The 18,883-nt window shown below is 54.3% G+C and carries 18 protein-coding genes and 1 pseudogene; 12 read left to right on the top strand and 7 right to left on the bottom strand.

Translation table 11 applies throughout. The features are described 5' to 3' along the window. Positions 1 to 270: 270 nt before the first annotated feature. Positions 271 to 1,494, top strand: coding sequence for a diguanylate phosphodiesterase (locus DOU50_RS13505; RefSeq protein WP_148769558.1), 1,224 nt, complete (start codon positions 271 to 273; stop codon positions 1,492 to 1,494). Positions 1,495 to 1,679: 185 nt separating this feature from the next. Beyond that, positions 1,680 to 2,408, top strand: coding sequence for a MerR family transcriptional regulator (locus DOU50_RS13510; RefSeq protein ID WP_032650989.1), 729 nt, complete (start codon positions 1,680 to 1,682; stop codon positions 2,406 to 2,408). A gap of 184 nt (positions 2,409 to 2,592) precedes the next feature. Here the strand turns inward: DOU50_RS13510 and DOU50_RS13515 are convergent, their stop codons facing one another. The 3 genes and pseudogenes from DOU50_RS13515 to DOU50_RS13525 all read right to left on the bottom strand — a co-directional run bounded on the left by DOU50_RS13515 (position 2,593) and on the right by DOU50_RS13525 (position 3,851). Beyond that, complete coding sequence (locus tag DOU50_RS13515) at positions 2,593 to 3,084, bottom strand: Hcp family type VI secretion system effector (RefSeq protein ID WP_148769559.1); 492 nt, start codon at positions 3,082 to 3,084, stop codon at positions 2,593 to 2,595. A 12-nt stretch (positions 3,085 to 3,096) separates the two neighbouring features. Beyond that, positions 3,097 to 3,354: a hypothetical protein gene (locus DOU50_RS13520; protein WP_148769560.1), complete on the bottom strand. Its 258-nt coding sequence runs from the start codon at positions 3,352 to 3,354 to the stop codon at positions 3,097 to 3,099. Next, positions 3,326 to 3,851, bottom strand: a pseudogene (locus DOU50_RS13525) (DUF2778 domain-containing protein). Before DOU50_RS13525 ends, DOU50_RS13520 begins: the two are co-directional and overlap by 29 nt. Positions 3,852 to 4,320: 469 nt before the next feature. Here DOU50_RS13525 and sufA point away from each other — a divergent pair. From sufA to ldtE, 7 genes are all read left to right on the top strand, one after another. After that, positions 4,321 to 4,689, top strand: coding sequence for a Fe-S cluster assembly scaffold SufA (gene sufA / locus DOU50_RS13540; protein ID WP_008500631.1), 369 nt, complete (start codon positions 4,321 to 4,323; stop codon positions 4,687 to 4,689). 8 nt (positions 4,690 to 4,697) lie between these two features. Next, entirely contained in the window at positions 4,698 to 6,188 is a 1,491-nt protein-coding gene (gene sufB, locus DOU50_RS13545; protein WP_148769562.1) for a Fe-S cluster assembly protein SufB, read from the top strand. A 9-nt stretch (positions 6,189 to 6,197) separates the two neighbouring features. Then, positions 6,198 to 6,944: a Fe-S cluster assembly ATPase SufC gene (gene sufC / locus DOU50_RS13550; protein WP_024909391.1), complete on the top strand. Its 747-nt coding sequence runs from the start codon at positions 6,198 to 6,200 to the stop codon at positions 6,942 to 6,944. After that, positions 6,919 to 8,190, top strand: a complete 1,272-nt coding sequence (gene sufD / locus DOU50_RS13555; protein WP_148769563.1) for a Fe-S cluster assembly protein SufD — start codon at positions 6,919 to 6,921, stop codon at positions 8,188 to 8,190. The genes sufC and sufD overlap by 26 nt, the downstream gene beginning before the upstream one ends. Then, positions 8,187 to 9,407, top strand: a complete 1,221-nt coding sequence (sufS, locus tag DOU50_RS13560) for a cysteine desulfurase SufS (protein ID WP_148769564.1) — start codon at positions 8,187 to 8,189, stop codon at positions 9,405 to 9,407. Before sufD ends, sufS begins: the two co-directional genes overlap by 4 nt. Before the next feature lie 14 nt (positions 9,408 to 9,421). Further along, positions 9,422 to 9,838: a cysteine desulfuration protein SufE gene (gene sufE, locus DOU50_RS13565; RefSeq protein WP_148769565.1), complete on the top strand. Its 417-nt coding sequence runs from the start codon at positions 9,422 to 9,424 to the stop codon at positions 9,836 to 9,838. A gap of 97 nt (positions 9,839 to 9,935) precedes the next feature. After that, positions 9,936 to 10,949 (top strand): L,D-transpeptidase LdtE, encoded by a 1,014-nt coding sequence (ldtE, locus tag DOU50_RS13570; RefSeq protein ID WP_148769566.1) that lies wholly within the window; start codon positions 9,936 to 9,938, stop codon positions 10,947 to 10,949. A 60-nt stretch (positions 10,950 to 11,009) separates the two neighbouring features. On the opposite strand, the gene lpp is transcribed toward ldtE, so the two are convergent. From lpp to DOU50_RS13590, 4 genes are all read right to left on the bottom strand, one after another. Continuing rightward, positions 11,010 to 11,246, bottom strand: a complete 237-nt coding sequence (gene lpp, locus DOU50_RS13575; protein ID WP_001082307.1) for a murein lipoprotein Lpp — start codon at positions 11,244 to 11,246, stop codon at positions 11,010 to 11,012. A gap of 309 nt (positions 11,247 to 11,555) precedes the next feature. Next, complete coding sequence (gene pykF / locus DOU50_RS13580) at positions 11,556 to 12,977, bottom strand: pyruvate kinase PykF (protein WP_024909386.1); 1,422 nt, start codon at positions 12,975 to 12,977, stop codon at positions 11,556 to 11,558. A 377-nt stretch (positions 12,978 to 13,354) separates the two neighbouring features. Further along, the gene (locus tag DOU50_RS13585) at positions 13,355 to 14,500 is read right to left on the bottom strand and encodes a trans-sulfuration enzyme family protein (RefSeq protein ID WP_148769577.1); all 1,146 of its coding nucleotides are present in this window, start codon (positions 14,498 to 14,500) and stop codon (positions 13,355 to 13,357) included. 11 nt (positions 14,501 to 14,511) lie between these two features. Next, the gene (locus DOU50_RS13590) at positions 14,512 to 15,882 is read right to left on the bottom strand and encodes a pyridoxal-phosphate dependent enzyme (protein WP_148769567.1); all 1,371 of its coding nucleotides are present in this window, start codon (positions 15,880 to 15,882) and stop codon (positions 14,512 to 14,514) included. A 400-nt stretch (positions 15,883 to 16,282) separates the two neighbouring features. Between DOU50_RS13590 and DOU50_RS13595 the strand changes: the two genes are divergently transcribed. From DOU50_RS13595 to DOU50_RS13605, 3 genes are read left to right on the top strand one after another with little or no spacing between them, the layout of a single operon-like run. Next, positions 16,283 to 17,305, top strand: coding sequence for a methionine ABC transporter ATP-binding protein (locus DOU50_RS13595; protein ID WP_148769568.1), 1,023 nt, complete (start codon positions 16,283 to 16,285; stop codon positions 17,303 to 17,305). Next, a complete protein-coding gene (locus tag DOU50_RS13600; protein ID WP_024909382.1) occupies positions 17,298 to 17,966 on the top strand; it encodes a methionine ABC transporter permease in 669 nt (222 codons plus the stop codon). The genes DOU50_RS13595 and DOU50_RS13600 overlap by 8 nt, the downstream gene beginning before the upstream one ends. A 23-nt stretch (positions 17,967 to 17,989) precedes the next feature. Further along, complete coding sequence (locus tag DOU50_RS13605) at positions 17,990 to 18,802, top strand: MetQ/NlpA family ABC transporter substrate-binding protein (protein WP_008500616.1); 813 nt, start codon at positions 17,990 to 17,992, stop codon at positions 18,800 to 18,802. The last annotated feature ends 81 nt before the right edge of the window (positions 18,803 to 18,883 follow it).

Raw genomic sequence — 18,883 nt, forward strand, 5'->3', positions numbered from 1 at the left:
ACATATAAAATGTACAGATTTTTAATGTTTTTATGATATATTTTATAAATTACTTTATTTTCATTGTGTTACTGACTTGTCATGAATCGGTAATGTGACAGGATATATTGTACAAAAAGGTCGGGCGCTGGTAAGTTATACAATCGAGAAGAACGGTCCCATCAACTGCCGTAAATGATTGAGATGTAAATTATTTGTCAGGCAATTAATGTGCTATAAGTGAAAATTACCCACGTCTACTGTGGCCAAAACCCTAACCCCAGGAAAAGCATGCTCACAACCATCATTTACCGCAGTCATATCTGCGAGGACGTTCCGGTAAAAGCGCTGGAATCAATGGTCGCTGCTGCAAATCGTAAAAATCGGCAATCCAATGTCACGGGGATCTTGCTGTTTAACGGCACACACTTTTTTCAATTGCTTGAAGGGCCGGTGGAGCAGGTTTCTGCTATCTATGAGCAGATCTGCAACGACCCGCGCCACCATAACGTGGTCGAGTTAATGCGCGATCACGGCCCTGTCCGGCGTTTTGGCAACGTGGGCATGGAGCTTTTTGACTTGCGCCACTTCGACAGGGACGAGGTGCTGCAGCAGGTGCTCAATAAGGGGACGACACGCTACCAGTTGACCTATAACGACCGCCCGCTGCAGTTTTTCCGCACCTTTGTTGAGGCCACGGAAAAAGCGAACTATTTTGAACTGCCGCCTGCGGATTCCTGGGAATTCGTTCGCGAAGAAACGCGCCTGTCCGCGCAGCCTGAGGTGGTCGCGAAAGGGGCGGATTGCAGCTTTGCGTTCCAGCCGATAGTCGATCCGTTTATGCAGCAGGTTGTCTCCTGGGAGGCGCTTCTGCGCACTCCTGACGGTGACTCGCCGGGGGCCTATTTCGCCAGCCGCCCGCGTGACGAAGTGTACACGTCTGATTTGCAAAGCAAGCAGGTGGCACTTTCTATGGCCAGCGCGCTGGGGCTACAGGACCAGACGTTATCCCTGAACCTGCTGCCCATGACGCTGGTCAACATTCCCAACGCCGTGGATTTTCTGCTCACCGCGATTGAAGCTAATGGGTTTGTGCCCGAGCAAATCGTGGTGGAGTTTACCGAGAGCGAAGCTATATCTCGTTTTGATGAATTCACGGATTCGGTCAGGCAGCTAAAAAGTGCGGGTATCAGCGTGACGATCGATCACTTTGGTGCCGGTTTTGCCGGGCTGCAGCTGCTGGCCCAGTTCCAGCCGGACAGAATTAAGATTAATCGCGATCTGGTCGCGAACGTGCATAAAAGTGGCCCTCGTCAGGCCATTATTCAGGCGATTATCAAATGCTGTTCCTCGCTTGAGATCCAGTTCTGCGCGGTGGGGGTAGAGAGGGCGGAAGAGTGGATGTGGCTGGAGTCCGCGGGGATTTCCCAGTTCCAGGGACATCTTTTTGCCAGCCCAAGACACGGGGGTATTCCCGCGATTGCGTGGCCGGAGAAAAAGTTCGACTTCGGATAAAGCTGTACACAATCCGGCAGACTTAACTGTACGAACGGCAAATTTTATACAACAATGTTTTAACAGGTGGATGGAAAAGAACCCCGTTCACCCGTTCAAAATGCGGTCTTAGTTATACAAATGATGTGTACAATCTGATAAGGTTGGTGCAGTTAGGTATGGAAGTTCTGAGCGTGAGGGAGTTAATGGCCTATTATAGTATCGGCGAAGTGGCCGAACGATGCGGTATCAACCCCGTTACGCTGCGTGCCTGGCAGCGCCGTTATGGATTATTGAAGCCGCAGCGCAGTGAAGGGGGTCATCGTCAGTTTGACGATGAAGATATCCTGCGCATTGAAGAGATCAAACGCCTGATGAAAAGCGGCGTTTCGGTCGGAAAAGTTAAAGCCTTGCTGGAAAACAAGGAAGTGCTGACGCAGGGCAACTGGGTCTCATTCCAGGAAGAGATGATGACCGTTCTGCGTTACGCCAGTCCTGCAAAGCTGCGGGCCAAAATAGGTGAATTCCGCCGCGATCACGCGATGGATGCGCTGATTGACAATATTATCTCTCCGGTTCGTCAGCGTATGAACCAGGATCAAAATACCGTGCGTCACATGGCGAGCCTGTTTGACGGCGTACTGATCGAATTTGCGATTGCAAGCCTGGCGGAGTCCCGCAAAAAAGCCGGCAAAGACGCGCTCCTGATTGGCTGGGAGTGTGATGACCGCACCCACCTGTGGCTGGAAGCCGCGCGCCTGTCGCAAAAGGGCTGGCACATTGACGTGCTGGCAGAGCCCATTGACTCGCCGCGTCCTGAACTCTTCCCGGGGCAAAAAATCTTTGTCTGGACCGGGAAATCCCCAACGCCTCGCCAGCAGGAACAGCTTGACCACTGGCGTGAGCAGGGGTTTGCTGTCTCATTTCATCACTGAGTGTAAGAGGCCTTAAGGGCCTTTTTTTGTCTTTGTCACTTTCCTTGCAAAAAGCTATCTTAAGAATAAGCATTATTCCTGAGGAGGAGATTTACCCGGTTAATTTTAAACGGCATCTGCTTTTTTCTGGGGGCTTTGCTGTCGGCAACTTGTTCAACAGGGGACGGTGTCCCCTTATTAATACTCAGCGAGTATGGCGCTCATTCCATGCATCTGAAAATTGAATATTACCGTCAAGAATTCTCCAGGTGATTTTTTCATATTGAATGCTGACACTTTCTATGTGATTCATTTTATCGTTCCCCGCCAGCTTAATATTCGGGACGCTACAGTGGACTCCAGTTAATTTCACATTCTCCATAAGAACGGTGTAGTAGCAAACCTCCTGACCTGCATCATTGATGTGATAAAACCTTATTTCTGCGCTTTTCAGCGTCTGCCCAGTTGCTGCAGCCTTGTAAAGATATGGCGTAGAGCTATCAACTTCTTTCTCGATCATCATGGATGAGTGCTGGCGGGTGCCGGTGATTTTACCGTTTGCGCTGTCAACGGGTATATTTATACCGTGGCTCAGACCGATAATTTCAATACTACCTTCACGATCTTGTACATCAACAGATCCTTTGATATCTGCACCGCCATCGTCTTTAAGCCACATATAGGGAGGTATAGGCATTTTATTGTCTCCTTAATTTTTGATTAACTTCATTGTTAAAATATAGAGAGGGGTAGCGATAATTAGCATTGTAAACCAGTCAATAAGTGAATAGGCATCATACATTGATTCTGCATTTTCATTTCCGGCGATAATGATTGCTGTTGTTCTGGCTACATCATAGTTAATATATAACTCCGGGCCTGGTAGCATATGACCAAGAGCGAGTAATAAAATGAGAAAGTAAATAATTTTACTTGCCCTACGAGCAAGGTTTTTTAATGTAGCCACCCGCTACTACCTCCACCCAGCCTCGCGCCATGAGTGACCGCATGCATGGAACCTGAATAAGCGATGTATTCATTAGCGCGTTATGAATCATCGCAAAATCAGACATGTTGGCGATAGTTATGCATCCTTTTGAAACTGTGCCGGGGTGTAGTCGGAAATTTCCACGCTTTACACTTTCTATCCATGTGTCGTCATCTATGCCCCAGTCATCACGCCACAAAGCAAACCAGTCAGATTTACCAAAAGCATTTCGGCCAATAAATCTGTTAGCTTCATCGTGAATCTCCTCTTTTTTTTTGTGAAAACCAGTTACCCTCCCTGCGATCTACAATCCAGTATTTCCCTGGGGGAATAGGGCCAGTATTGGCGACATGTCCGCAACTGGCATTGTTTCTGTTGGCCCCCAACCCGGAGTGCGCCATGAACACGCCTACCCCATACAGATCGAAAGGCGCGTAATCTGCACCGTTCAGAATCATCTTTCCCTGTAATGGCATATGCCACCTTATTTCCATTAAAAGTGTATGGTTAATGCTACAGCGATTAATAATGTGATCCAGAGTGAGTGAATGATTTTCAGAAAAAGACTCGCATTATCAGGCTGTCTATTGCTGAGAAGCGCTTTCCTGCTGCGCAACTGAAGCGTAGGCCTTCTACAGCGTGCCAAATCGCATCTGTTAAATTGAGTTTGCGGCAATCAAAGTAGCTATCTCAAAAATAGGCATTTCCGATGCATATTTTACTTTTCTCCTCTCCGTCAAAAATGCCACAACGAAATGCATTATTAATCAATGCATTGAACAATTAAATCCATCCTGCCAGCATCCTGCCACAGGGTCTATGCTTAATAAAAGTAGGCAAAAAGGGCGGTTTAGCCGAATGCCCCTGCTGACAGAGGGTTGAAGTGATAATCGTTATCACTAACATGGTGTTATGCCCTGATGGCTTATCAGATGAGGTGGACCTATGGAACTGCATTCAGAAACCTTTAATCCAGCCGATTTTGCCTGGCGCGGGTTAACGCTCACGCCAGCGGCGGCGGCACATATTCACGAGCTGGTGGCGAAAAAGCCCGAGATCCTCGGCGTGCGTTTAGGCGTCAAACAGACCGGTTGCGCAGGTTTTGGCTACGTGCTCGATACCGTCACCGAACCCGAGAAAGATGACCTGGTATTCGAGACCGACGGCGCGAAACTGTACGTCGCGCTGCAGGCCATGCCGTTTATCGACGGCACCGAAGTGGACTACGTCCGCGAAGGCTTAAACCAGTTATTCAAATTTCATAACCCGAAAGCCCAGAACGAATGCGGCTGCGGCGAAAGCTTTGGGGTATAGGCGGAACTATGTCTCGTAATACTGAAGCAACGAGTGAAGTAAATACCTGGAGCGGTGGGCACCTCAACTATAAAGAGGGGTTCTTCACCCAGCTGCAGACCGATGAGCTGGCAAAAGGCATCAATGAAGATGTCGTGCGGGCGATCTCGGCGAAACGTAACGAGCCGGAGTGGATGCTGGAGTTTCGCCTGAGCGCCTTCCGTGCCTGGCTGGAAATGGAAGAGCCGCACTGGCTGAAAGCGCATTATGACAAGCTGAACTATCAGGATTACAGCTACTACTCCGCGCCGTCCTGCGGCAGCTGTGACGACACCTGCGCCTCGCAGCCCGGCGCGGTGCAGCAAACCGGCGCGGAGAACAGCTTCCTCAGCAAAGAGGTGGAAGAAGCCTTTAATCAGCTGGGCGTGCCTGTGCGCGAAGGGAAAGAGGTGGCGGTGGACGCCATTTTCGACTCCGTCTCGGTGGCAACCACCTACCGAGAGAAGCTGGCAGAGCAGGGGATCATTTTCTGCTCCTTCGGCGAAGCGATTCACGATCATTCGGAGCTGGTGAAAAAGTACATTGGGACTGTGGTGCCCTCTAACGACAACTTCTTTGCGGCGCTCAACGCGGCGGTAGCCTCGGACGGCACCTTTATCTATGTGCCGAAAGGCGTGCGCTGTCCGATGGAGCTTTCCACCTATTTCCGCATCAATGCCGAAAAAACCGGCCAGTTCGAACGCACGATTCTGGTCGCAGATGAAGGCAGCTACGTCAGCTATATAGAAGGGTGTTCCGCCCCGGTTCGCGACAGCTACCAGCTGCACGCGGCGGTGGTGGAGGTCATCATCCACAAAGATGCCGAGGTGAAATACTCCACGGTGCAAAACTGGTTCCCGGGCGACGGCAATACCGGCGGTATTCTGAATTTCGTCACCAAGCGCGCGCTCTGTGAAGGCGAAAACAGCAAGATGTCGTGGACCCAGTCCGAAACCGGCTCGGCCATCACCTGGAAATACCCGAGCTGCATTCTGCGCGGGGATAACTCCATCGGCGAGTTTTACTCGGTGGCGCTGACCAGCGGCCATCAGCAGGCCGATACCGGCACCAAGATGATCCACATTGGTAAAAACACCAAATCGACCATTATCTCGAAAGGCATCTCCGCCGGTCACAGCCAGAACAGCTATCGCGGGCTGGTGAAAATCATGCCGACGGCCACCAATGCGCGAAACTTCACCCAGTGTGACTCGATGCTGATTGGCGCAGATTGCGGGGCGCATACCTTCCCGTACGTCGAATGCCGTAATAACACGGCCCAGTTGGAGCACGAGGCGACCACGTCACGGATAGGGGAAGATCAGCTCTTCTACTGCCTGCAGCGCGGGATCAGCGAAGAAGACGCCATCTCGATGATCGTTAACGGCTTCTGTAAGGATGTGTTCTCTGAACTGCCGCTGGAATTTGCCGTTGAAGCCCAGAAACTCCTCGCCATTAGTCTTGAACACAGCGTCGGTTAAGGAAAGCACATGTTAAGTATTAAAGATTTGCAGGTCAGCGTAGAAGACAAAGCCATCCTGCGTGGCCTCAATTTTGACGTCAAGCCGGGGGAAGTCCACGCCATCATGGGGCCGAACGGTTCCGGGAAAAGTACGCTTTCTGCGACGCTGGCGGGGCGCGAAGATTATGAGGTGACCCACGGATCGGTCGAGTTTAACGGCAAAGATCTGCTGGAGATGTCGCCGGAAGACCGTGCGGGCGAGGGCATCTTTATGGCCTTCCAGTACCCGGTCGAAATTCCGGGCGTCAGCAACCAGTTCTTCCTGCAGACGGCGCTGAATGCGGTGCGCAAGTATCGCGGGCTGGAGGCGCTGGACCGCTTCGACTTCCAGGATCTGATGGAAGAGAAGATCAGGCTGCTGAAAATGCCGGAAGATCTGCTGACCCGCTCGGTGAACGTTGGTTTTTCCGGCGGTGAGAAAAAGCGTAACGATATTCTGCAGATGGCGGTGCTGGAGCCCGAGCTGTGCATTCTGGATGAGACTGACTCCGGTCTGGATATCGACGCCCTGAAGATTGTCGCTGACGGGGTGAACTCCCTGCGCGACGGCAAGCGTTCGTTTATTATCGTCACCCACTACCAGCGCATTCTGGACTACATCAAGCCGGATTACGTCCACGTGCTTTACCAGGGGCGTATTGTGAAATCCGGTGATTTCACGCTGGTTAAACAACTGGAGGAGCAGGGTTATGGCTGGCTTACCGAACAGCAGTAATGCGCTCCAGCAGTGGCACCGGCTGTTTGAGATCCAGGAGGGCACGCGCTCCGAGCAGGCGCAGCAGCATCTTCAGCAAATGCTGCGTCTCGGGTTGCCGACGCGTAAGCATGAGAACTGGAAATACACCCCGCTTGATGGCCTTCTGAACGCCGAGTTTGTGACCCGCCAGGCGGATCTCACCCCAGTACAGCGCGACGCGCTGGCCTTGGGTGTCGATGCCCTGCGCCTGGTGTTCGTCGACGGTCAGTTCCGTCCGGAACTAAGCGAGACGGCTCAGGAGAGCGGCTTTGAGATTGAGATAAACGACGATCGCCAGCGCCTGAGCGCCCCGGTTCAGCCTGAGGTCTTCCTGCACCTGACCGAGAGTCTGGCCCGCAGCGTGACGCACATCCGCGTGAAGCGTAACCAGCGTCCGGCAAAACCGCTGCTGCTGATGCACATCACTCAGGGGCTGAACGGCGATGAAATCAATACCGCGCACTATCGCCACCATCTGGAGCTGGCGGAGGGGGCGGAGGCCACGGTCATTGAACATTACGTCAGCCTCAATGAGACGCGTCACTTTACCGGATCGCGTCTGACGATGAATGTTGCCGCGAATGCGCAGCTTCATCATGTCAAGCTGGCGTTTGAGAATGCGCAGAGCCACCACTTTGCCCATAACGACATTGTCCTGGGTCAGGATGCCGCAGCGTACAGCCACAGCTTCCTGCTCGGCGGGGCGGTGCTGCGCCACAACACCAGCACGCAGCTTAACGGTGAAAACACCACGCTGCGCATCAACAGCCTGGCGATGCCGGTTAAATCGGAAGTGTGCGACACGCGCACCTGGCTGGAGCACAACAAAGGCTACTGCAACAGCCGCCAGCTGCACAAAACCATCGTCAGTGATAAAGGCCGCGCGGTGTTTAACGGACTGATTAACGTGGCGCAGCACGCCATTAAAACCGACGGGCAGATGACCAACAATAATCTGCTGTTAGGCCGCCTTGCGGAAGTGGACACTAAACCACAGCTGGAGATCTACGCCGACGACGTCAAATGCAGCCACGGTGCGACGGTCGGGCGAATCGACGACGAGCAGATGTTCTACCTGCGCTCGCGCGGCATCGACCAGCAGGCGGCGCAGAAAATGATTATCTACGCGTTTGCCGCCGAACTGACGGAAGCGCTGCACGATGGTCAGTTAAAACTGCAGGTGCTGGATCGGATCGGTCAGCGCCTGCCTGGAGGCGAAGCATGAGTTTTCCCGTCGAGAAAGTACGGGCAGATTTCCCGGTTCTGACCCGTGAAGTAAACGGTCTGCCGCTGGCCTATCTGGACAGCGCGGCCAGCGCGCAGAAGCCGAATCAGGTGGTGGATGCCGAAGCCGAGTTTTATCGCCACGGCTATGCCGCCGTGCATCGCGGTATTCATACCCTGAGCGCCGAGGCGACCCAGCGGATGGAAAACGTGCGCACGCAGCTGGCCGCCTTCCTTAACGCCCGCTCGCCGGAAGAACTGGTCTTTGTTCGCGGGACCACCGAAGGGATTAACCTTGTCGCTAACAGCTGGGGCAATGCTCAGGTTCACGCGGGCGATAACATCATCATCACCCAGATGGAGCACCACGCCAATATCGTGCCGTGGCAGATGCTCTGCGAGCGCGTGGGTGCGCAACTGCGGGTGATCCCGTTAAATGCCGACGGGACGCTGCAGCTCGAGCAGCTAGACGCATTGCTTGACGATAAAACGCGGCTGGTGGCGGTCACCCAGGTCTCCAACGTGCTGGGGACAGAAAACCCGGTGGCAGATATCGTCGAAAAGGCCCATCAGGCAGGTGCAAAGGTGCTGATTGACGGTGCCCAGGCGGTGATGCATCACGCGGTTGACGTCCAGGCGCTGTACTGCGATTTCTACGTCTTTTCAGGCCACAAGCTCTACGGGCCGACCGGGATTGGCGTGCTGTATGTGAAAGAAGATATCCTGCAGGCGATGCCGCCGTGGGAAGGGGGCGGGTCGATGATCGCCACCGTCAGCCTGACGGAAGGCACCACCTATGCGCGCGCGCCGTGGCGTTTTGAGGCGGGCACGCCCAACACCGGTGGGATTATCGGTTTAGGGGCGGCGATTTCTTATGTCTCCTCAATCGGCCTTGATAGCATTCAGGAATACGAACAGCTGCTGATGCACTATGCGCTTGAGGAGCTTGCCAGCGTGCCGGATCTGACCCTCTACGGGCCTGCCGACCGGCAAGGGGTGATCGCGTTCAATCTCGGGAAACATCACGCCTATGACGTGGGCAGTTTCCTCGATAACTACGGCGTGGCGGTCCGTACCGGGCACCACTGCGCCATGCCGCTGATGGCGTTTTACCAGGTACCGGCAATGTGCCGCGCGTCGCTGGTGATGTACAACACAACGGAAGAGGTCGACAGGCTGGTGGCGGGGCTTAAGCGCATTCATCAGCTGCTGGGCTAACGGAGAGGCGAAAGATGGCGGAACTGCCGGACAAAGATAAACTGCTGCGTAACTTCTCGCGTTGCGCAAACTGGGAAGAGAAGTATCTCTATATCATTGAGCTGGGACAGCGCTTGCCGCCGCTCAGCGAAGAGGCGCATACCCCGGAGAACACTATTCAGGGCTGTCAGAGCCAGGTGTGGATTGTGATGGCGCAGTCGGATGACGGCACTGTCGAACTGCACGGCGACAGCGATGCGGCCATTGTAAAAGGGCTTATTGCGGTCGTCTTTATTCTTTATCACCGGATGTCGGCGCAGGATATTGTCGCGTTTGATGTCCGCCCGTGGTTTGAAAAAATGGCTCTGACCCAACACCTCACCCCGTCTCGTTCCCAGGGACTGGAAGCGATGATTCGCGCCATCCGCGCCAAAGCTGCAATCCTTAGCTAGACTTACAGAACAGCATTCATTCTGTTTCGCGAGGTGGTTCCCGCCTCGCTGGTTTTTCAGCTTTCTGGCGTTCTGTCAGTGAATAAGGAATCTCAGCATGAAGCGCGCGTCTCTAATAACTCTATTACTCCTCAGTTCGCTCGGCGCCCTTAATTCGGCCCGCGCGATGGACTATCCGTTGCCGCCCGCAGGCAGTCGCCTGATTGGGCAAAATCAAACCTACACGATACAGGAAGGGGATAATAAGCTGCAGACCATCGCCCGCCGGTTTAATACGGCGGCGCAGGTGATCCTGGAAACGAACAATACCATTGCGCCGGTAAACCCTGCGCCGGGAACCGTGATTACCATCCCTTCGCAGATGCTGCTGCCGGACACGCCGCGCGAGGGCATTGTGGTGAACCTCGCAGAGCTTCGGCTTTACTACTTCCCGCCGGGAGAAAACATCGTTCAGGTCTTCCCGCTCGGCATCGGACAGCTGGGGCTGGAAACGCCGGTCACGACCACGCGCGTGAGCCAGAAAATCCCGAATCCCACCTGGACACCTACGCCGGGCATCAGAGCACGCTCTCTGGAGCAGGGAATTAAATTACCTCCGGTGGTGCCTGCCGGGCCCAATAACCCTCTGGGACGCTTCGCACTGCGTTTAGGCGTGGGCAATGGGGAATATCTCATCCACGGCACCAGCGCACCGGACAGCGTCGGCCTGCGGGTCAGCTCCGGCTGTATGCGGATGAATGCCCCAGACATTAAAGCCCTGTTCGAACAGGTGCGGGTGGGTACGCGGGTACAGATCATCAATGAACCCGTTAAGTTCTCTGTGGAGCCGGATGGTAAACGCTATATTGAAGTCCACCGCCCGCTGGCGCAGGCTGAGGGAGAAAACCCACAGGTCTCGCCCATTACCCATTCCGCAGACTTTGCGACCTTTGTTTCTCAAACGGGAAGCGACAAGGCGCTGATTGATAAAGCCCTGTCACGCCGTGCCGGGATCCCGGTTATCGTGTCGGTCGGTAGCGGCCCGTCAGCCAGCAATAGCGTGTTGTCGGTGCAGAACAGTCGGGTGTCCGCAGCGGTAGCGGAAGATGAAGGGGAGAAGGTGACGCAGTAGTGGTTTGACGCAGACAAAAAAAATGGCGCACAATGTGCGCCATTTTATTAACAGGTACTATTACTTACGGTATTTAGTAGCCTGGTTGTCCAGACGCTGGTTAGCGCGAGCTGCGTCGTCTTTAGCAGCCTGAACGTCGGAACGCATTGCGTTCACGTCGTTGCTCAGCTGGTCAACTTTAGCGTTCAGAGTCTGAACGTCAGAAGACAGCTGATCGATTTTAGCGTTGCTGGAGCAACCAGCCAGCAGAGTAGAACCCAGGATTACCGCGCCCAGTACCAGTTTAGTACGATTCATTATTAATACCCTCTAGATTGAGTTAATCTCCATGTAGCGTTACAAGTATTACACAAAGTTTTTTGGGTTGAGAATATTTTTTTGATGGGAATACACCTATTTTTGATCGTTCGCTCAAAGAAGCATCGAATCAGCCCTTTTTGGGCAAAAATCTAAGTAAAAAAAGGCATTTATCATCGGATTCATCTTAGATAATTCGCAATTAAATAGAAAAACCCGATTTGCAATTTGAATGACTTTGGCTAATGCGAGGAATAAAAAAAGCGCCCGGCGGGCGCTTTTTATCAAAATTAATTCGTTCGGGAATTATTACAGCACGTGAACAGATGCGGTATTGGTGGTGCCGCTTGGTACCAGCGCACCAGAAACCATGACCACAACGTCACCTTTCTGTGCCAGACCACGATCAACCAGCTCCAGTGCCACTTCTTTACCCAGACGGTAGAAATCATCCGTAGACGCGATCTCTTTCACCAGGTGAGGGATCACGCCTTTGCTCAGCACCAGCTGACGGGCAGTGGTTTCGTTAGTGGTCAGCGCCAGGATAGTCGCATCCGGGAAGTATTTACGCACCGCGCGAGCAGATTTACCGCCCTGGGTGGCAACCACGATCAGTGGCGCTTCCAGTTTCTCAGCCGTTTCTACTGCACCGCGGCATACTGCTTCGGTGATGCGCAGCTTGCGGCTGTCGTTGTTGTAGTCCAGACGGCTTTTCATTACGCGGTCGGTACGTTCGCAGATGGTGGCCATGATGGACACCGCTTCCAGCGGATATTTACCTTTCGCGGATTCGCCGGACAGCATAACGGCATCAGTACCGTCGAGGATGGCGTTTGCCACGTCGCCTGCTTCTGCGCGGGTTGGGCGTGGGTTTTTGATCATGGAGTCCAGCATCTGCGTTGCGGTGATAACCACTTTACGCGCGCGCACGCATTTCTCGATCATCATCTTCTGCGCGAAGATCACTTCTTCGACCGGGATTTCTACGCCCAGGTCGCCACGTGCAACCATGATGCCGTCAGACGCTTCGAGGATTTCGTCGAAGTTGTTCAGGCCTTCCTGGTTTTCAATTTTGGAGATGATCTGGATCTTCTCGCCGCCGTGGGCTTTCAGGTGCTCACGAATTTCAACCACGTCGGAGCGCTTACGGATGAAGGAGGCAGCAACGAAGTCAACGCCTTGCTCGCAACCGAAAATCAGGTCCTGTTTGTCTTTTTCAGCCAGTGCTGGCAGCGCGATGGAAACGCCCGGCAGGTTAACGCCTTTGTTTTCGCCCAGGTCGCCGTTGTTCAGCACTTTACAGATAACCTTGTTACCTTCGATCGCGGTGACTTCCATACCGATCAGACCATCGTCTACCAGCACGGTGTTACCGACGGACAGATCGCTGGTGAAGCCTTCGTAGGTCACTGCAACGATTTCGCTGTTGCCGACAACAGTTTTGTCGGTGGTGAAGGTGAAGGTCTGGCCCGCTTTCAGAGAGACGTCGTTACCGCCTTCCAGTTTGATGGTACGGATTTCTGGACCTTTGGTATCCAGCAGGATCGCGGCTTTTTTACCGGTCTTGCTCATTACGTTGCGCAAGTTCTGGATACGCTGACCGTGTTCTGCATAATCACCGTGGGAGAAGTTCAGACGCATCACGTTCATGCCGGCGTCCAGCATTTTGGTCAGCATCTCTTCAGATTCGGTTTTCGGGCCGATAGTACAAACAATTTTCGTCTTTTTCATGACAGTCTTAGTCTTTAAGTTGGGAAGGATATGGAAATCTCGCTCCGGGGGCGCACCGCCGCGGAGTCAAACCTGTGTTGCAAAAGAGTATATGACACGCACTAAGGATAGGAGACATCAAATGAGCGTGCAGAAGAAAGTGTGCCTGAGTGACAGCCCAACGAAGGAGTGGAGAAGTTGTACGTTGTTTTTTGTATTCCAAGCGCTGAAACCATTCACCAGGGATTTGGCGCGCATTATACGCTGATTTTAAGATAAAAGGAAAATGGAAACGGTGTTTCAGAAATAATCTGTGCTGTTTCTCATAATATTGTTATCAAGGCGTTAAGCCATGATGACAACTTGTGGCGGCAGGTGATGGACCTGCCGCCATTTGCTTATTTCTGCAGCGCCTGGCTGAGGTCGGCAATCAGGTCTTTGGGATCTTCAATCCCGACTGACAGACGGATCAGCTGCGGCACAATGCCGTTTGCCAGACGTTGCTCCAGCGGAATCGAGGCGTGCGTCATGCTGTAAGGCTGGCTCACCAGACTCTCCACGCCGCCCAGGCTTTCCGCGAGGGTAAACAGCTTCAGGTTGCGAATCACCTCGGTGGCGCGTTGCGCATCGCCTTTGACCACGACAGAAATCATCCCGCCGGGCAGGGCCATCTGCGTACGGGCAAGCTGATATTGCGGATGTGATTCCAGGCCGGGATAGAACACCTTTTCGACCAGAGGATGCTGATCGAGCCATTGCGCAATCGCCAGCGCGTTGGTGCTGTGCTTTTCGACCCTCAACGCAAGCGTGCGAATACCGCGCAGCGTCAGGAAGCTGCTGAACGGATCCAGTACGCCGCCCACCGCGTTTTGCAGATAGCCCAGCTTATCCGCCAGTTCCTTGTTCTCCCCGACAATCGCCAGCCCGGCCACCACGTCAGAATGGCCGTTCAGGTATTTGGTGGCGGAGTGCACCACAATGTCGAAACCCGACTCCAGCGGACGATGGATCACCGGCGACGCGAAGGTGTTATCCGCCACGCTGATGACGTTATGACGACGGGCGATTGCCGCGATGGCCGCCAGATCCGCCAGCTTCAGCAGCGGGTTGGTTGGCGTCTCGACCCACACCATGCGGGTATCCGGGCGAATGGCGGCCTCAAGCCCGGCTAAGTCGTCCGGTTTAACCCAGCTGACCTGCAGGCCGGTGCTGCGCTTGCGCACGTTCTCGATCAGACGGTATGTGCCGCCGTATACGTCATCAATGGCAACGATGTGGCTGTCTTTATCCAGCAGTTCGAGCACCGTGGAGATGGCCGCCAGACCGGAGGCAAAGGCGTAGCCGCGCGTGCCGCCTTCCAGTTCGGCAATCGCCGTTTCCAGCGCATGGCGGGTAGGGTTGCCGCTGCGGGAGTACTCATAGCCGGTATGCTCCCCGGGCGCGGGTTGCGCAAAAGTCGATGTGGCGTAAATCGGCGGCATGACGGCGCCGTGCTGGTCGTTGAATTCGCCGCTGTGGACGCTCAGGGTAGCCAGGTTTTTCATCATCTATTCCTTTATTGCTGAAGACGGTTGCGCCAGGCGGTCAGAACGTCGCTGCGCGTAATCAGACCGAGAAAACGGTCGTTGTCATTAATCACGGCCACCAGACCGCGGTCGAAGATGGCGTTCAGGGCGCTTTCCGGGGCGTGTTTATCCAGGAACTCCACCTGACGCGTCATGGCTGCCGTCACCGGAAGCGCGAAGCGATCGCCGTCGCCGCCGATGTGCCGCAGGAGATCCCACTCGTCGATAATGCCCACCACCTTGCCGTTCTCCAGCACCGGCAACTGGGAGATGTCATACAGGCGCATCCGTGCCAGGACGGTGGAGAGCGTGTCGTCCGGGGCGGCGGTGACGGTGGCGCCTTCATCGTGGCGCAGGGCAATGTAGTCAGAGAGATCGCCGGCCTGGGGACGCGTGATGAGTCCCTGCTGTCGCATCCAGTCATCGTTGAACATCTTCGAGAGATATTTATTGCCGCTGTCACAGGCGAAGGTCACCACCCGCTTCGGCGCGGTCTGCGCCTGGCAATACTTCAGCGCGGCCGCCAGCAGCGTGCCGCTGGAGGAGCCCGCCAGAATGCCTTCCGTTTTCAGCAGATCGCGCGCGGTGGTGAAGGCTTCGCGATCGGTAATGCGCCAGGCGCGATTCACCCCTTCAATGTGGGCCAGCGGCGGAATAAAGTCTTCGCCAATACCCTCAACCAGCCAGGAGCCCGCGTCGTGGTAGCGTCCGGTCTCCACCTGGTCGGCCAGAACGGAACCGGCCGGATCGGCCAGGACAAACTCCGTGTGTGGAGAGTGTTCGGCGAACCATGCCTGCAGGCCGCCCAGCGTGCCGCCTGAGCCGACGCCCACCACGATGGCATCGATTTTGCCGTCAAGCTGTTCATACAGTTCCGGCGCCGTGGTGGTGCGGTGCGCCAGCGGGTTGGCTTCGTTATTGAACTGGTCGATGTAAAACGCGCCGGGCAGTTCGTTCGCCAGACGCTGGGCGTAATCCTGGTAATAGGCAGGATGGCCCTTGTTGACGTCGGAGCGGGTCAGCACCACCTGGGCACCCAGCGCGCGCAGGTGGAAAATCTTCTCGCGGCTCATTTTGTCCGGCACCACCAGGATCAGCGAGTAGCCTTTCTGGGCGGCGATCAGGGCCAGACCGAGGCCGGTATTGCCCGCCGTGGCCTCAATAATCGTGCCGCCCGGCTGCAGCTGCCCGGTGCGTTCCGCTTCGTTAATCATCGACAGCGCAACGCGATCCTTAATCGACCCGCCCGGATTCTGGTTCTCCAGCTTCAGGAACAGCGAGCAGGGACCGGTATCAAGCTTATGCAGCTGGATCAGCGGGGTACGACCAATCAGTTCAGTGACGGAGTGATAAATCGTCATGATGTTTTCCTTTCTGGATGTCATGACGGGATGATAGGGCGGTGAAATTTTCTCAATAAAGAACCATTCACTGCTCTTTAGATCAGAAAGGAATATAAATGTCATTTTTGGAAGTCAGGACAGCAAGACGTAAAGTTGTCTGGATGTGAGGATGGCTATATTGGCATGAAATGCTGAAAAAATGACCATTTTTCGCGGGCATTCGCCAGCAGATATGCATCCGGCAGATAATCATTGCTGAAATTGGTCTAAATGCATCCCACCCGGTAAATCCGCTGTTTATTTCCGAAAGTTATAACAAATTCTTTTTTGTTCATTTAAAAGCTGATAACGCCTGTTTACTATCGTTTGGACATCCATACTGCTAAACCGCCATGAGCGGCACGGATAACGAATAAGAATGATTGTACTGAGCAATATTTCGAAGGTTTTTGACAACGGAAAGGTGGCACTCACAGCCGTTGATAACGTCAATTTGACGATAGCACAGGGACAGATATACGGGATTATCGGTTACAGCGGGGCAGGTAAAAGCACGCTGATTCGTCTGCTCAACGGCCTGGAAAAACCCAGCGCCGGTAGCGTCACCATTAATGGACAGGACATTTCGGCGGCAAAAGGTGAAGCGCTGCGTCAGGCGCGCCTGAAAATCAGCATGGTGTTTCAGCACTTCAACCTGCTGTGGTCGCGCACGGTAAATGAAAACATTGCTTTCTCGATGCAGATTGCCGGCGTGCCAAAAGCAAAAATCACCGCCCGCGTCGCCGAGCTGGTGGAGCTGGTCGGCCTGAAAGGTCGCGAGCATGCCTACCCGTCTCAGCTCAGTGGCGGCCAGAAACAGCGCGTCGGCATCGCCCGTGCGCTGGCTAACAACCCTGACGTGCTGCTCTGCGATGAAGCCACGTCCGCGCTTGACCCGCAGACCACCGATCAGATCCTCGATCTGCTGCTGGATATTAACCGCCGGTTCAAATTGACCATCGTGCTGATCACGCACGAGATGCACGTGGTGCGCAAAATCTGCGACCGCGTGGCGGTGATGGAGAACGGTAAAGTCGTGGAAGAGGGCGACGTGCTGAGCGTCTTTACCCATCCGCAGCAGCCGATTACGCAGCAGTTTGTCCGTCAGGTGAGCCAGTACGCTGAAGAAGAAACGTTCAATACCGAACTGGCAAACGATCTGGAAGGCACGGTCATCAGACTGACCTTCACCGGGCACAGCACGCATAAGCCGATCGTGGGTGAACTGACCCTGCGCTATGGCCTGCCGTTTAACATCCTGCACGGGAAAATGACGCAAACCGCCCACGGCGTGTTTGGCCAGCTCTGGGTGCACGTCGTGGCATCCGATGAACAACTGAACAATATCCTCGCCGACCTGAAGCACAGCGATATTGAAGGCGAGGTGATTAAACATGGCTGAGGATCTCTTTCCGCATCTCAAGTGGGACCAGCTCTGGGCGGCGACGCTGGAGACGCTGTACATGACCGCGCTGTCCGGCGTGGCGACTTTTGTACTGGGTATCGTGCTGGGTCTGGCGCTGTTTTTAACCGCACGCGGCGGGCTGTTCCACAACCGCACGGTCTACAGCGTCATTTCGATTGTGGTGAACGTGTTCCGCTCGATTCCGTTCATCATTCTGATTGTCCTGCTGATCCCGTTCACCAAGACCGTCGTCGGCACCATCCTTGGTGCCAACGCGGCGCTGCCGGCGCTGATTGTGGGTGCCGCACCGTTCTACGCACGCCTGGTGGAGATCGCCCTGCGTGAAGTGGATAAAGGCGTCATAGAAGCAACGCGCTCGATGGGCGCACGACTGAGCACGTTAGTGTTTCGGGTTTTACTGCCGGAATCATCACCTGCACTGGTATCAGGTATTACGGTGACGCTCATTGCGCTGGTGAGCTACAGCGCAATGGCGGGGGTGATTGGCGCCGGTGGGTTGGGAAATCTGGCTTATCTGGAAGGATTCCAGCGCAACCATGGTGACGTCACGCTGGTGGCAACGGTGACCATTTTAATCATCGTTTTCATTATCCAGTTCTGCGGCGATGTCATTACTTCACTGTTAGATAAACGCTAATAAATACACACAGGAACCATATCATGAAAAAGACACTGACACTGATCGCCGCCGCAACCCTGAGCGCCCTGAGCTTCGCTTCCTGGGCTGACACCCTGACCGTGGGCGCATCCAACACGCCGCACGCCGAAATTCTGGAGCAGGCAAAGCCGATTCTGGCGAAGCAGGGGATCGACCTGGAGATTAAACCGTTCCAGGACTACATTCTGCCGAACACCGCGCTGGCGGGTCATGACATCGACGCGAACTATTTCCAGCACATTCCTTACCTGAACAGCGTGCTGAAAGATCATGCGGGCGATAAAGACTACGATTTTGTCAGTGCGGGCGCGATCCACATTGAGCCAATCGGCATCTACTCCAAAAAATACAAGTCGCTGAAAGACCTGCCGGAAGGCGGCAAAATCATCATGCGTGACGCGGTTTCTGAAGAGGGGCGTATTCTCTCTATCTTCGAAAAAGAGGGCGTGATCAAGCTGAAGCCGGGCATCGATAAAGTGACCGCGCGCATCAGCGATATCGTCGAGAACCCGAAAAAGCTGAAGTTCACGCCTAACGTTGAAGCGTCTCTGCTGCCGCAGATGTACAACAACAACGAAGGCGACGCGGTGGTGATTAACGCCAACTATGCGATTGACGCGGGTCTGGATCCGGTTCACGACCCGATTGCGGTTGAGAGCGGTGAAAACAACCCGTATGCCAACATCATCACCGTGCATCGCGGTGACGAGAAGAAGAAAGACATCGTCGCGCTGGTGAACGTGCTGCACTCAAAAGAGATTCAGGACTGGATCCGCACCAAGTACAAAGGCGCGGTCATTCCAGTAAATAACTAATTTACTGATTTTACAGATGAAGCCCGGCGAGTTTCTCGCCGGGCTTCTTTTTTGTATCCGGCTGGAGAATCATTTAAGCTC

This window comes from Enterobacter sp. C6 (assembly GCF_008122455.1).
GTDB lineage: Bacteria > Pseudomonadota > Gammaproteobacteria > Enterobacterales > Enterobacteriaceae > Enterobacter > Enterobacter pseudoroggenkampii.